Origin of the sequence: Couchioplanes caeruleus, from assembly GCF_003751945.1 — a bacterium.
GTDB lineage: Bacteria > Actinomycetota > Actinomycetes > Mycobacteriales > Micromonosporaceae > Actinoplanes > Actinoplanes caeruleus.
The window spans coordinates 1,207,474-1,223,028 of the sequence record NZ_RJKL01000001.1 but is presented as its reverse complement, the minus strand read 5'-3'; the positions used below and the strand labels follow the sequence as shown (position 1 = coordinate 1,223,028).

The window sequence follows — 15,555 nt, the reverse complement described above, 5'->3', positions numbered from 1 at the left end:
GTCGCGCACTCCGGTACACACGGAAGGTTTCGCATGTCCGACGACAGCAAGCTCGTTGACTACCTCAAGTGGGTCACGGCCGATCTGCACGAGACCCGCCGCCGCCTGGAAGAGGTGGAGTCGGGCCGGCAGGAGCCGATCGCCATCGTCGGCATGGCGTGCCGCCTCCCCGGCGGGGTGCACGGGCCGGACGCGCTGTGGCAACTGGTCGACGAGGGACGCGACGGCATCACCGCCTTCCCGGACGACCGCGGCTGGGACGCGGCAGCGCTCGACGGGGAAGGCGAGGGCAGCAGCGCCACCGGCGAGGGCGGCTTCATCGCGGCGGGCGACTTCGACGCCGGGTTCTTCGGCATCTCCCCGCGCGAGGCGGTCGCCATGGACCCCCAGCAGCGCCTGCTCCTGGAAACCTCCTGGGAGGCGTTCGAGCACGCCGGCATCAACCCGGTGAGCCTGCGTGGCACCCGCACCGGCGTCTTCACCGGCGCGTCCGGGGTGGACTACATCGGCGTGGTGATGGGCTCGCGCGAGGACGCCGAGGGGCATGCCACCACCGGCCTCACCTCCAGCGTCATCTCCGGCCGGGTGTCGTACACGCTGGGCCTGGAGGGCCCGGCCCTGACTGTGGACACGGCCTGCTCGTCGTCGCTGGTCGCGCTGCATCTGGCCGCGCAGGCGCTCCGCAACGGCGAATGCAGCCTGGCCCTGGCCGGTGGCGTCACGGTGATGTCCACGCCGATGGGCTTCTCCGGTTTCACCCGTCAGGGCGGACTCGCGCCCGACGGGCGCTGCAAGGCGTTCGCGGACGCCGCGGACGGCACCGGCTGGGCCGAGGGCGTGGGTGTGCTGGTCGTCGAGAAGCTCTCCGATGCGCGGAAGAACGGCCACCACATCCTCGCGGTCGTACGCGGGTCGGCGGTCAACTCCGACGGCGCCTCGAACGGGCTGACCGCCCCGAACGGGCCCTCGCAGCAGCGCGTGATCCGGCAGGCGCTCGACTGCGCCGGACTGGCTCCGCAGGACGTCGACGTGGTGGAGGCGCACGGCACCGGCACCACCCTCGGCGATCCCATCGAGGCGCAGGCCCTGCTCGCCACGTACGGGCAGAACCGCACCGAGCCGCTCTACCTCGGCTCGGTCAAGTCGAACCTCGGGCACACCCAGGCCGCCGCCGGCGTGGCCGGCGTGATCAAGATGGTCATGGCGATGCGCCACGGGACGATGCCGCGCACCCTGCATGTCGACACCCCCACATCCCACGTGGACTGGGAGCAGGGCGCGGTACGGTTGCTCACCGAACCGCGGCCGTGGCCCGGGGTGAACCGCCCGGCCCGTGCCGGCGTCTCCTCGTTCGGCATCTCCGGCACCAACGCGCACGTCATCGTCGAGCAGGGCGACAGGGTCGCGTACGAGCCGTCCCCGGTCCCCGCCGCCGCGCCGTGGCCGGTGTCGGCGCGCAGCGAGACCGCCCTGGACGCCCAGATCGCCCGGCTGCGCGAGTGGGTCGCCGCGCGGCCCGAGCTGTCACCCGCCGACGTCGGACGTTCCCTGGCCGTCACCCGCGCCCAGATGCCGCATCGCGCAGTGCTCACCGGTGACACTGTGGTCCGCGGTGTCGCTTCCGGACGCCGTCTCGGCGTGGTCTTCTCCGGGCAGGGTTCGCAGCGCGCCGGTATGGGCCGTGGTCTGTACGAGCGTTTCCCGGTCTTCGCCGAGGCGTTCGACGCCGTCTGTGCGCACCTGACGATCGACTGGGGCGACCTCGATGCCACCGGTAGCGCGCAGCCGGCGATCTTCGCCGTCGAGGTGGCGCTCTACCGGCTCCTCGAGTCGTGGGGCCTGCGGCCGGACGTGGTGGGTGGGCATTCGGTCGGGGAGATCGTGGCCGCGTATGTGGCCGGGGTGTTCAGCCTCGAGGACGCGTGCACGCTGATCTCCGCGCGGGCCCGGTTGATGCAGGCGTTGCCGGCCGGTGGGGCGATGATCGCGGTCGAGGGGCGGGAGTCGGAGGTGCCGGCCGGCGTTTCGGTCGCGGCGGTCAACGGTCCGGACTCGCTGGTGTTGTCCGGTCCGGAGGCGGCTGTCGTGGCGGCCGCGGCGGGTTTCGCGCGCAGCAGGCGCCTCAGTGTCAGTCACGCCTTCCACTCGGCGCTGATGGAGCCGATGCTCGAGGATTTCGCTGACGCCATCGCCGGGATCACCCTCAATCCGCCCACCCGGGACCTGGTCTGCAACGTCACCGGGCGCATCGAGTCGGACCTGTTCACCGATCCTGCCTACTGGGTGCGGCACGTGCGGGAGACGGTCCGCTTCGCCGACGGCGTCGAGGCCATGCGTGCGGCCGGCGTGGACACCTTCGTCGAGGTCGGCCCGGACTCGGTGCTGGCCGCGCTGATCGACGCCGACCTGGTGGTACCGACGCTGCGCCGCGACCGCGACGAGACCGAGGCGATCCTCGCCGCCGCGGCCACCCTGCACGTCGGGGGCATCGACGTCGACTTCGCCGCCTGGTACCCCGGCGCGACCACGGTCCCGCTGCCGACGTACGCCTTCGACCACGAGCGTTACTGGCCGCGCCCGGCTACCGGGGGCGGCGACGTCTCCGCCGCCGGTCTGGTCGCCGCCCGGCACCCGCTGCTCGGCGCGGCCGTCACGGTGGCCGACGCCGACGAGGTCATCCTCACCGGCCTGCTCAGCTCACGCGCCCACCCGTGGCTCGCCGGGCGGGCCACCGTGCCCGGCGCCGCCTGGCTGGAACTCGCCTTCCGGGCCGGTGACCAGGTCGGCTGCGACCACGTGCGCCGCCTCGACCTGGGCAGTGCCCTGGTGGTCGACGACCGGCCGGTCGCCATCCAGGTCCGCGTGCACCCCCCCGGCGAGGACGGCGAGCGCCGGATCACCATGCACGCGCGTGCGGACGCCCAGTGGGTGCAGCATGCCGAGGGTGTGCTCACCGCGATCGCCGTCGAGCCGCTCGCGGACACCGACGGTGAGGGCGCCGAGGTGTCGCTCAGCGACGACGCCGCCGCCGACGCCCGGTACTTCGGCCTGCACCCGGCGCTGCTCACCGCCCTGCTCGGCGACGAGATGGAGCCCGCGTCGTTCGCCGGGGTCACCCTGCACGCGGCCGGCGCCACCACCCTGCACGCCCGCCTGCGCCGCAGCGGCGACACCGTACGGATCGTCGCCGTCGACCCGGCCGACGCGCCGCTGCTCACCATCGACGCGGTCACCCTGCGCACCCCGCTCGCGGTGGCCGACGGCCGCATCCACCCCGGCTCGCTGCTCACCCTCGAATGGGTCCCCCCGCTTTCCGCCGAGGCCCGCACCGGGCTCACCGTGGCCGAGGGCGCTGACGACGTCCCGGCCGGCACCGACCTGGCCGTGATCCGGGTCCGCGCCGGCGACGACATGGTCGCGGACGCCCACCGGCACACCGCCGCAGCGCTGGAGACCATGCAGCGCTGGCTGGCCGGCCGCCACGGCGCCACCCTGGTGTTCGTCACCTCCGGCGCCACCACCGGCGCCGACCCGGCCGCCGCCGCGCTCTGGGGCCTGGTCCGCTCCGCGCAGACCGAGAACCCGGGCCGGTTCGCCCTGCTCGACGCGGACTCCGACGCCGAGGCGGACGCGGCGCTGCCGCTGCTGCCCGGGCTCGTCGCCACCGGCGAGGGCCAGTTCGCGGTCCGCGACGGCGCCCTCAAGGCGGGCCGCCTCGACCGGGTCGCGGCCGTCCCCGTCGAGGGCCCGTCGCCATGGGCCGGCCGCGACACCGTCATGATCACCGGAGGCACCGGCGGTCTCGGTTCCGCCCTGGCCCGCCATCTCGTCGCCGAGCACGGCGTGCGGCGCCTCGTGCTGGTCAGCCGCCGGGGCCCGGACGCACCCGGCGCGGCCGAGCTGACCCGGGACCTGCGCGACGCCGGCGCCCAGGTGCTCGTCGCCGCCTGCGACCTGACCGACGCCGCCGCCGTCCGCGAGCTGGTCGACGGGCAGCCCGACCTCTCCGCCGTGGTGCACGCCGCGGGAATCCTGGACGACGGCATCCTCACCTCGCTCACCCCGCAGCGCCTGTCCGCCGTGCTGGAACCCAAGGTCGACGGCGCCTGGAACCTGCACCTCGCCACCGCCTCCCGGCACCTCGACGCCTTCGTGCTGTTCTCCTCGATCTCCGGCGTGACGGGCACCGCCGGCCAGGCCAACTATGCGGCCGGCAACGTCTTCCTGGACGCCCTCGCCCGGTACCGCCGCACCGCAGGGCTGCCCGCCCAGTCGCTCGCCTGGCCCGCCTGGGCACCCGGCGCCGGCATGACCTCCACACTGTCCGAGGCGAACCTCGAGCGGGCATCCTCCGGGATGCCGCCGCTGACTCTGGAGCAGGGCCTCGCCCTCTTCGACCGGTCCACCGCGGTGGACGAGCCCTGTCTGGTGCCGGTCAGCATGCAGTCCGGCAACGCGCGGATGGCCGGCGAGGTGCCCGCGGTCCTGCGCACCCTGGTCCGCCCCGGGCGTCGATCGGCGGCGAGCACCCCCGACGGTGCGGCCACCTTCGCCGGCATCACCCGCGAGTTGTTGTCCCGGCCAGGCGCCGAACGCCTGCCGTACGTGCTGGACCTGGTCCGCGCCGGGGCCGCCGCCGTGCTCGGCCACGCCTCCGCGCAGGCGGTGGACGCGCAGCGCGAGTTCCGTGACATCGGCTTCGACTCGCTCACCGCCGTCGAACTGCGCAACAAGCTGACCGCGGCGACCGGCCTGCGGCTGCCCGCCACCATGGTCTTCGACTACCCGACCCCGACCGTGCTGGCCGGGTTCCTGCTCGGCGAGCTGCTCGACGAGCAGACCGACGAGGAATCGCCGGGCCCCCTGGCCGGCGCCGCCGCCGACCCGATCGTCATCGTCGGCATGGCCTGCCGCCTGCCCGGCGGCGTAACCTCGCCGGACGAGCTGTGGGACCTGGTCTCCGGCGGCCGCGACGGCATCTCGCCCTTTCCCGGGGACCGCGGCTGGGACCTCACCGAGCTGCGCCACGGCGGCGACGGCGGCCGGGGTCGCAGCGCCACCGAGCACGGCGGCTTCCTGGATCGGGTGGCCGACTTCGACGCGGGGTTCTTCGGCATCTCCCCGCGCGAGGCTTTGGCGATGGACCCGCAGCAGCGACTGCTGCTGGAGACCAGCTGGGAGGCGTTCGAGCACGCCGGGATCGCCCCGGCCGGGCTGCGCGGCAGCCAGACCGGCGTCTTCGTCGGCTCCGGCGGCCAGGACTACACCCAGGTGGTGATGAACTCGAGGGAGGACATCGAGGGCCACGCCAGCACCGGCCTCGCGGCCAGCGTCGTCTCCGGCCGGGTGTCGTACACGCTGGGTCTGGAGGGTCCCGCGGTCACGGTCGACACCGCCTGTTCCTCGTCGCTGGTCGCGTTGCACCTGGCCGCGCAGGCGCTCCGCAACGGCGAATGCAGCCTGGCCCTGGCCGGTGGCGTCACGGTGATGTCCACGCCGATGGGCTTCTCGGGTTTCACCAAGCAGGGCGGACTCGCGCCCGACGGGCGCTGTAAGGCGTTCGCGGACGCGGCGGACGGCACCGGCTGGGCCGAGGGCGTGGGTGTGCTGGTGGTCGAGCGGCAGTCCGACGCGATCGCCAACGGTCATGAGATCCTCGCGGTCGTACGCGGGTCGGCGGTCAACTCCGACGGTGCCTCGAACGGGCTGACCGCCCCGAACGGGCCCTCGCAGCAACGCGTCATCCGCCGCGCCCTGCAGGCGGCCGGGCTCTCCGCCGCCGACGTGGACGTGGTGGAGGGGCACGGCACCGGCACCACCCTCGGCGATCCCATCGAGGCGCAGGCCCTGCTGGCGACGTACGGGCGGGACCGGGACCCGGACCGGCCGCTGCTGCTCGGCTCGGTCAAGTCGAACCTCGGGCACACCCAGGCGGCCTCCGGCGTCGCCGGCATCATCAAGATGGTCATGGCGATGCGGCACGGGCTGATTCCGGCCTCCCTGCACGTCGACCGCCCCTCCACCCACGTGGACTGGACGGCGGGCGCGGTGCATCTGGTCACCGAGGCCACCGGGTGGCCCGAGCTGGATCGGCCGTGGCGGGCGGCGGTGTCCTCGTTCGGCATCTCCGGCACCAACGCGCACGTCATCATCGAGCAGGCCGCCGCTCCCGTCGCCGTGCCCGAGGCGATCACGGCCACCGGACCGGTGCCACTGCCGGTGTCGGCCAAGTCGGCCCAGGCCCTGGATCCGCAGATCGAACGGCTGGGGAACTGGCTCGCGAAGCGGCCGGACATCTCTGCGGCGGACGCCGGTTACTCGCTCACGGTGTCCCGGTCGCCGTTCGCGCACCGGGCCGTCCTGATCGGCGACACGATCGTCCGCGGCGAGGCCGCACACCGCCGCGTCGGTGTGGTGTTTTCGGGGCAGGGTTCGCAGCGTGTGGGGATGGGTCGGGGGTTGTATGAGCGGTTCCCGGTGTTCGCTGCTGTTTTTGATGAGGTGGTCTCGCGGTTGGAGATCGATTGGGATGGTCTGGAGGAGACGGGTAACGCGCAGCCGGCGATTTTCGCGGTTGAGGTGGCTTTGTTCCGGCTGTTGGAGTCCTGGGGTGTGAAGCCGGATGTGGTCGGTGGTCATTCGGTGGGGGAGATCGCCGCTGCGCATGTGGCCGGGGTGTTGTCGCTCGAGGATGCCTGCACGTTGATCTCGGCGCGGGGCCGGCTGATGCAGCGGTTGCCGGCCGGTGGGGTGATGGTGGCGGTGCAGGCGGGCGAGTCGCAGATCCCGGCCGTGGAGGGCGTGTCGGTCGCGGCGGTGAACGGGCCGGATTCCGTGGTGTTGTCGGGTCTGGAAGGGCCGGTGATGGCGGTCGCCGGGCAGTTCGGGCGGAGCCGGCGGCTGGCGGTGAGTCATGCGTTCCATTCGGCGTTGATGGATCCGATGCTGGATGCTTTCCGTGCTGTGGTGGAGACGCTCACCTTGAACGAGCCGGCGGTGTCGTTGGTTTCCAACGTCACCGGCCGTGTCGAGTCGGAGTTGTTCACCGATCCGGGGTATTGGGTGCGGCATGTCCGCGAGGCGGTCCGGTTCGCTGATGGTGTCGCCGCGATGCGGGCCGGCGTGGTCGTGGAGGTCGGTCCGGATGCTGTGCTGGCGTCGCAGATCGATGCGGAGTTGGTGGTGGCGACCCTGCGCCGTGACCGGGCGGAGGATGCCGCTCTGCTCGCCGCGGCTGCCGCCCTGTGGACCTCCGGCGTCGATCTGGACCTTCGTTCCTGGTTCCCTGCGGCGAGACGGGTGCCGCTGCCCACGTACGCCTTCGACCACCAGCGCTACTGGCCCGAACCGCGCGATCGACGTCGCGGCGACGGCGACGACCTGGACGCCCGCTTCTGGGCCACCGTCGAGAACACCGACCTGACCCAGATGGCCGGCGAGCTGGCGGTGGACGCCGAGGCCCTGCAGCGGGTACTGCCCGCCCTGGCCGGCCGCCGGCGGCAGCAGCGCGACCAGTCCCTGCTCGACTCGCTGCGCTTCCACGAGGCCTGGCGCCCGCTCACCGGGCACACCCCGCGCGGGCTACCCGGCACCTGGCTGGTCGTCGGCGACGCCCCCGACGTGACCGCCGCGCTGGACGCGACCACCCTGGACCCGGCCGCCGGCCGGGAGGCGCTCACCGCGCAGCTGCGCGAGCTCGTCGCCGAACCGGCCGGAGTGGTGTCCGTGCCGGCGGCCGGCGAGCACCCGGTCACCGCCAACGTGACGCTGCTGCAGGCGCTGCAGGACGCCGGCATCGCCGCGCCGCTGTGGTGCCTCACCCGGGAGGCGGTCTGCCTCGGCGACACCCCGGCGGACCCGCTGCAGGCCGCCGTGTGGGGCTTCGGCCGGGTCGCCGCCCTGGAGTATCCGCTGCAGTGGGGTGGCCTGATCGATGTGCCGGCCACCCTGGACGACGAGTCGGCCCGGCACCTGCGCGAGGCCCTGGCCGGTATCGGCGGCGAGGACCAGCTCGCGGTTCGCCCGCACGGCCTGCTGGCCCGGCGCCTGGTGCCGGCCCCGCCGGGCCCGGCCGGTGCCGCGTGGCGTCCCCGCGGCACCGTCCTGGTCACCGGCGGCACCGGTGGCCGCGGCTCGCACGTGGCCCGCTGGCTCGCCGCGCACGGCGCGGAAAAGCTCGTCCTGCTCAGCCGCCGCGGCCCGGATGCGCCCGGCGCGGACGACCTGGCGACCGACCTGCGCGCCCTGGGCGCACAGGTGGCCATGGTCGCGGGCGACGCCGGTGACCGGGACACGTTGAGCGCGCTGCTCGCCGAGCCCGGCCTGACCGCCGTCGTGCACGCCGCCTCCGCCGTCGACCACGGCGTCGTCGCCGACCTCACCGCGGACCGGCTCCGCCTGGTCGTCGACGCCAAGGTACGCCCGGCGATCCTTCTCGACGAGCTGACCGCCGGGCTGGACCTGGACGCCTTCGTGCTGTTCTCGTCGGTCTCCGGCAGCGTCGGCAGCCCCGGCCGGGCCGCCATCGCGGCGGGCGGCGCCGCACTCGACGCGGTCGCGCACAGCCGGCGCACCCGTGGCCTGAGCGCCACCTCGATGGCCTGGGGCGCGTGGATCGGTGAGCGGAGCGGGCCGGCCGGACGTACCGGGACCCCGCTGCCCGCCGTGCACCCGGACCTGGCCGTCGCCGCGATGCAGCAGGCGGTCACCGCGGGTTCACCCACGCTGATCGTGCTGGACCTGGGCCAGCCGAACATCCTGGACTCGCTGGTCGGCGTGCGTGGTAACGCCGCGCTGCGCGAGCTGCCGGTCGCCAAGGAGGCCGTCGAGGCCGCCACGGCCGCTCGTCTGGAAACCCGCACGGCCACCGGGCAGCTTCGCGAACGCCTGATGCCGCTCGCCACCGGCGACCGCGATGCCGTGGTACTGGACCTGGTCCGGGCGGAGGCCGCGGCGGTGCTCGCGCACGGCTCCCTGGAGGCGATCGGGCCCAAGGCCGAGTTCCGCGACCTGGGCTTCGACTCGCTCACCGCGGTGGAGCTGCGCAACCGGCTGTCCGCCGTCACCGGGTTGCGGCTGCCGGCGACGCTGATCTTCGACTACCCGACGCCGACCGCATTGGCCGGATACCTTCTCCACGAGGTTCTCGGCGACGAGCCGGAGACCGCCGTCCCCCTGGCCGCGGCCGCCGGCACCAGCGCCGACCCGATCGTCATCGTCGGCATGGCCTGCCGGCTGCCCGGCGGCGTGCGGTCGCCGGACGACCTGTGGCGTCTGGTCGCGCAGGAGCGTGACGGCATCAGTGCGTTCCCTGCCGACCGCGGCTGGGACCTGGCCACGCTGGCCGCCGGCGGCGTCGACGGGCAGGGCCGCAGCGCCGCCCTGGAGGGCGGCTTCCTGGACGGCATCGCCGACTTCGACGCGGCGTTCTTCGGGGTGTCGCCGCGCGAGGCGATGGCGATGGACCCGCAGCAGCGCCTGCTCCTCGAGACGTCGTGGGAGGCGTTCGAGTCGGCCGGCATCGACCCGGAGAACCTGGCCGGCAGCCCCACCGGCGTCTTCATGGGCACCAACGGCCTGGACTACTCGACGCTCATCGCCCAGTCCCGGGAGGACGTGGGCAGCCTGTCCGGCACCGGCCTGGCGAGCAGCGTCATCTCCGGCCGGCTGTCCTACACGTTCGGGCTGGAGGGCCCGTCCTTCACCGTCGACACGGCCTGCTCGTCGTCTCTGGTGGCGCTGCACTCCGCGATCGCCGCGCTGCGCAACGGCGAATGTTCCCTGGCGCTGGCCGGCGGCGTCACCGTGATGGCCACCCCGGTCAGCTTCACCGGCTTCAGCGTCGACGGCGGTCTGTCCGCCGACGGGCGCTGCAAGTCCTACTCGGACGCGGCCGACGGCACCATCTGGGCCGAGGGCGTGGGTGTGCTGGTCGTCGAGCGGCAGTCCGACGCCATCGCCAACGGTCACGAGATCCTCGCCGTGGTCCGCGGCACCGCGGTCAACTCCGACGGCGCCTCCAACGGCATCACCGCCCCCAACGGCCCGTCGCAGCAGCGCGTCATCCGGCAGGCGCTGTCCAGCGCCGGGCTGACCTTCGCGGACGTGGACGTGATCGAGGGGCACGGCACCGGCACCCCGCTAGGCGACCCCATCGAGGCGCAGGCGCTGCTCGCCACGTACGGCCGGGACCGGGAGCTGCCTCTGCTGCTCGGCTCGGTCAAGTCGAACATCGGGCACACCCAGGCGGCCTCCGGCGTCGCCGGCATCATCAAGATGGTCATGGCGATGCGCCACGGCCTGGTGCCACGCTCGCTGCACCTGGAAGAGCCGTCCTCACACGTGGACTGGGCGGCCGGCAACATCCGGCTGCTCCGCGAACCGGACGCCTGGCCGGCCGTGGACCGGCCCTGGCGCGCGGGCGTCTCGTCGTTCGGCATCTCCGGCACCAACACCCACGTCATCATCGAGCAGGCCCCGGGCGCCGTCCCGCACCCGAAGGCCGCCGAGCCCGTACGGCCGGTGCCGCTGATCGTCTCGGCCAAGTCGGCACGCGCGCTCGACGCGCAGATCGAGCGGATCCGCACCTGGCTGGTCGAGCACCCGGCCGAGGCGCCCGCCGACGCGGCATTCTCGCTCACCGGGCGCTCGGCGTTCGCGCACCGGGCCGTCCTGGGCGCCGACGGCACGGAGCTCGCCCGCGGCCTCGTCGCCCCGCGGCGGCTCGGTGTGGTGTTTTCGGGGCAGGGTTCGCAGCGTGTGGGGATGGGTCGGGGGTTGTATGAGCGGTTCCCGGTGTTCGCTGCTGTTTTTGATGAGGTGGTCTCGCGGTTGGAGATCGATTGGGATGGTCTGGAGGAGACGGGTAACGCGCAGCCGGCGATTTTCGCGGTTGAGGTGGCTTTGTTCCGGCTGTTGGAGTCCTGGGGTGTGAAGCCGGATGTGGTCGGTGGTCATTCGGTGGGGGAGATCGCCGCTGCGCATGTGGCCGGGGTGTTGTCGCTCGAGGATGCCTGCACGTTGATCTCGGCGCGGGGCCGGCTGATGCAGCGGTTGCCGGCCGGTGGGGTGATGGTGGCGGTGCAGGCGGGCGAGTCGCAGATCCCGGCCGTGGAGGGCGTGTCGGTCGCGGCGGTGAACGGGCCGGATTCCGTGGTGTTGTCGGGTCTGGAAGGGCCGGTGATGGCGGTCGCCGGGCAGTTCGGGCGGAGCCGGCGGCTGGCGGTGAGTCATGCGTTCCATTCGGCGTTGATGGATCCGATGCTGGATGCTTTCCGTGCTGTGGTGGAGACGCTCACCTTGAACGAGCCGGCGGTGTCGTTGGTTTCCAACGTCACCGGCCGTGTCGAGTCGGAGTTGTTCACCGATCCGGGGTATTGGGTGCGGCATGTCCGCGAGGCGGTCCGGTTCGCTGATGGTGTCGCCGCGATGCGGGCCGGCGTGGTCGTGGAGGTCGGTCCGGATGCTGTGCTGGCGTCGCAGATCGATGCGGAGTTGGTGGTGGCGACCCTGCGCCGTGACCGGGCGGAGGATGCCGCTCTGCTCGCCGCGGCTGCCGCCCTGTGGACCTCCGGCGTCGATCTGGACCTTCGTTCCTGGTTCCCTGCGGCGAGACGGGTGCCGCTGCCCACGTACGCCTTCGACCACCAGCGCTACTGGCCCCGCCCGCTCGCCCACTCCGGCGACGTCGGCGCGGTCGGTCTCACCGCCGCCATGCACCCGATGCTCGGCGCCGCGATGACCGTGGCCGACACCGGCGAGGTCATCTTCTCCGGCCTGCTGTCGCTGCGCGTGCACCCATGGCTGGCCGACCACAGGGTCGGCGATCAGATCACGCTGCCCGGGTCGCTCTGGCTGGAACTGGCCGTTCGCGCCGGCGACCAGGTCGACGCGGGCAGCGTACGCAACCTCGACCTGCACGCCCCGCTCGTGATCAGCGAACGCATCTCGGCCGCCCTGCAGGTACGGGTCGGCCCAGCCGGCGAGGACGGCGTACGCGCGGTCACCGTGCACTCGCGGCCGGAGAATGACGACGGTGCCTGGGTGCTGCACGCCGAGGGCTCCCTCGCGCCGGAAAAGGAGGCCGTCGACTTCGACACCTCCGCCTGGCCGCCCTCCTACGCCACCGGAGCCGACCTGGACGGCTTCCACGAGGTGCACGGCCACGGCCCGTCCTTCACCGGGCTGCGGGCGGTCTGGCTACACGCCGACGAGGCGTACGCCGAGGTGACCCTGCCCGAGCCGGTGGCCGGCGACGCCCAGTACTTCGGCATCCACCCGGCGCTGCTTGCCTCCGTCACCCACGTCACCGGGCTGCTCGGCCTCGACGAGGACCTGCAGCCCCGGGCCTGGAACGGCGTGTCCCTGCACGCGGCCGGTCCCTCCACGCTGCGCTGCCGGATCGTGCGGCAGGGACCGGACCGGGTGCGGATCGCCGCGGTCGATCCGACCGGCGCTCCCGTGCTGGCCGTCCGGGAACTGGTCCTGCACCGCCCGCCTGCGGCGGTGTCCGCCGCCGAGCATCTGCCGCTGTTCCGGATGGACTGGCCGGCCGTCGAGACCCCGGCGCCCGCAGCGGTCAAGTACGCGATGCTCGGCGATTCGGTGGCCGAGCTGCCCGCCGACGTCGAGATCGTGGTCGTGCCGGTCACCGGCGACCCGGACGACGTGCCCGGCTCCACCCACCGGGTCACCGGACGGGTGCTGGACGCGGCCCAGGCATTCCTGGCCGACACCCGGCTGATGGGCGCGCGGATGCTGTTCGTCACCGACGGTGCCGTCGCCGCCGGCGAGGGCGAGCCGGTGCGCGACCTGCCGGCCGCCGCGGTGTGGGGTCTGGTCCGCTCGGCGTACGCGGAGAACCCGGACCGCTTCCTCATCGTGGACACTCCCGACGTGGACGCGTTCCTGCCGCTCCTGCCCGGCGTCACCGCCGACGGCGACCAGCAGTTCGCCGTCCGCGACGGCGAGGTGCGCGTGGGCCGGATGGCCCGGCTCGCCTCGGCGGATGCCCTGCTGCCCCCGGCCGGTGGCGCGTGGCGGCTGGTCCGCGCCGGCGACGACGTCACATTCACCGCGTGCCCCGAGGTGTGGGAGCCGCTGGGCCCGTCCCAGGTGCGCATCGACGTCTACGCGGCCGCCCTCGGCGCTCATGGCACCGACGGGCCGCTCGGCTGCACGGTCGCCGGCATCGTCACCGAGGTCGGCGCCGACCTGCCCGGCCTCGACCCGGGCGACCGGGTGATGGGCCTGGTGGCCGGCGGCGTCGGCCCGATCGCGGTGGCCGACGGCCGGTCCCTGGCCGCGGTGCCGGAACAGTGGTCCTGGACCGAGGCGGCGGCCGCGGCCACCGACCCGGACCTGGCCCGCCCGGCCGTGGTCAACGCCTGGGACGTCCGCCGCGCCCGGGCCGCCCTGCGCGACACCGCCGAACCCGTCGCCGGACCGCTGGTCCTGGAGATGCCGGTGCGCTGGCACCCCGAGGGCACCGTGCTGATCACCGGCGGCACCGGCGCCCTGGGCCGGCACTTCGCCCGCCGGCTCGTGGCCAACGGCGCCCGCAACCTGTTGCTCACCAGCCGCCGGGGCCCGGACGCCCCGGGCGCCGCCGAGCTGGCCGCCGAGCTGGACGCGCGGGGCGCGTCGGTGCGTATCGTCGCCTGCGACCCGTCGGACCGGACCCAGGCCGCCGCGCTGATCGCGTCCATCGCCCCGGACCGCCCGCTCACCGCGGTGTTCCACATCGCCGGGGTGCTGGACGACGCCGTCCTCACCTCGCTCACCCCGGACCGCATGGAACGGGTGCTGCGTCCCAAGGTGGACGTGGCATGGAACCTGCACGAGCTGACTTGCGACATGGGCCTGGCGGCGTTCGTCTCGTTCTCCTCCGGCGCGGGCATCATGGGCAACCCCGGCCAGGGCAACTACGCGGCCGCCAACGCCTTCGTGGACGCCCTCGCGCACTACCGCCAGGGCCTCGGGCTGGCCGGCCTCAGCCTGGCCTGGGGACCGTGGGACGACGCGGACGGCATGACCGGCCTGATGGCCGAGACCGACCTGCAGCGCATGCGGGCCAGCGGCATGCCGCCGCTGCAGGTGGACGAGGGCCTGAATCTGTACGACACGGCGATCGGCTCGTCCGCCCCGTACGTCGCCCCGCTCGCCATGAGGTCCGGCCCGGCCGCCCCCGGAGCGTTCGTGCCGCCGCTGTTCCGCGGCCTGGTCCGGATGGCCCGCCGCGCGGCGGCCACCGCCGAGGCCGGCGGCGCCACGCTCACCAGGCAGCTGTCCCGGCTCGGCAGCGCCGATCGCACCAAGGTGCTGGTGGACATCGTCCGCGCCGAGGTCGCATCGGTGCTCGGCCACGCCTCCGCGGACGCGGTCGACGCCCAGCGCAACTTCTACGAGCTGGGCTTCGACTCGCTGACCGCGGTGGAGCTGCGCAACCGGCTCAGCACCGCCACCGGCCTGCGCCTGCCGGCGACGGTCATCTTCGACAGCAAGACCCCGGACGAACTGGCCGGATGGATCCGCGCCGAACTGGGCACCCAGGAGGGCGCCGACCCGGAGCTGGCCTCGGCGGCGGGCGGCGAACCGGAACGCGACTCGCTGGAACGGCTCTTCCTCGACGCGCTCGGCAGCGGCAAGGTGCGCGAGGCCCAGCGGATGCTCGCCACGCTCGCCGCGCTGCGACCCACCTTCGAGTACGCCTCCGAGCTGGAGGATCTGCCGCTGCCGGTGAACCTGGCCGAGGGCGCGGCGGGGCCGAAGCTGATCTGCATCCCGGCGCCGACCGCGAACTCCGGGCCGCACCAGTATTCCCGCCTGGCCGCGCACTTCCGCGGCGAGACCGAGGTGTCCGCACTTCCGCTGATCGGGTTCGCCACCGGCGAGCGACTGCCGGACAACGCCGAGGTGGCCGTGCGGGTCATCGCGGAGAGCGCGCTGCGGGCCAGCGACGGCAAGCCGTTCGTTCTGGTCGGACACTCGTCGGGCGGCTCGTTGGCGTACGCCGCGGCAGGCGTTCTGGAGAACACCTGGGGCGTACGGCCCACCGCGGTCATCCTGCTGGACACGCTCAGCTTCCAGCACAACGATGACGAGGGCGTCGACTACGGCGGCATGATGCGGCTCAACTTCGCCGGCGGCGGCGACGCCTCCCCGGTGCGGCTGACCAACTCGCGGCTGTCCGCGATGGGCCGCTGGATGGTGCTGCTGAACCGGATGGAAGTGGCGCACACGACTGCCCCGGTGCTGTCCATCCGCTGCACCCGCGAGAGCGTCGCGGGAAGCACCGCCGATCTCGGCCCGATCGTGGACGGCGCGGTCGTCGCCCCGATCGACGCCGACCACCTGTCCCTGGTCCGCGAGGACGCGGAGCGGACCGCCGGCCTGATGAGGGAATGGCTGGGCAGCCTGTAGGCCCGGCAGGACGAGCGCACCGGGCGGCACGGGACTCCGGCCGCCCGGTGCGCTCGTCCGCGTCAGGACAAGGCCTAGGGATTTTCGCAGTGCAGATCTTGCAGAGTGAGTCAGGCGGGGGTCCGACCCCGTGTC

The 15,555-nt window shown here is 73.6% G+C and carries 1 protein-coding gene; it reads left to right on the top strand.

The window, feature by feature from the left end; all coding sequences use genetic code 11:
* The first annotated feature begins 33 nt into the window (after positions 1 to 33).
* On the top strand, positions 34 to 15,420 hold the full coding sequence (locus EDD30_RS39810) for a type I polyketide synthase (protein WP_123678093.1): 15,387 nt from the start codon (positions 34 to 36) through the stop codon (positions 15,418 to 15,420).
* Positions 15,421 to 15,555: the final 135 nt, after the last annotated feature.

What these genes read in the sequence shown, in the direction of transcription:
- EDD30_RS39810 (WP_123678093.1), top strand. Translation starts at nt 34, where the DNA reads ATGTCCGACGACAGCAAGCTCGTTGACTACCTCAAGTGGGTCACGGCC.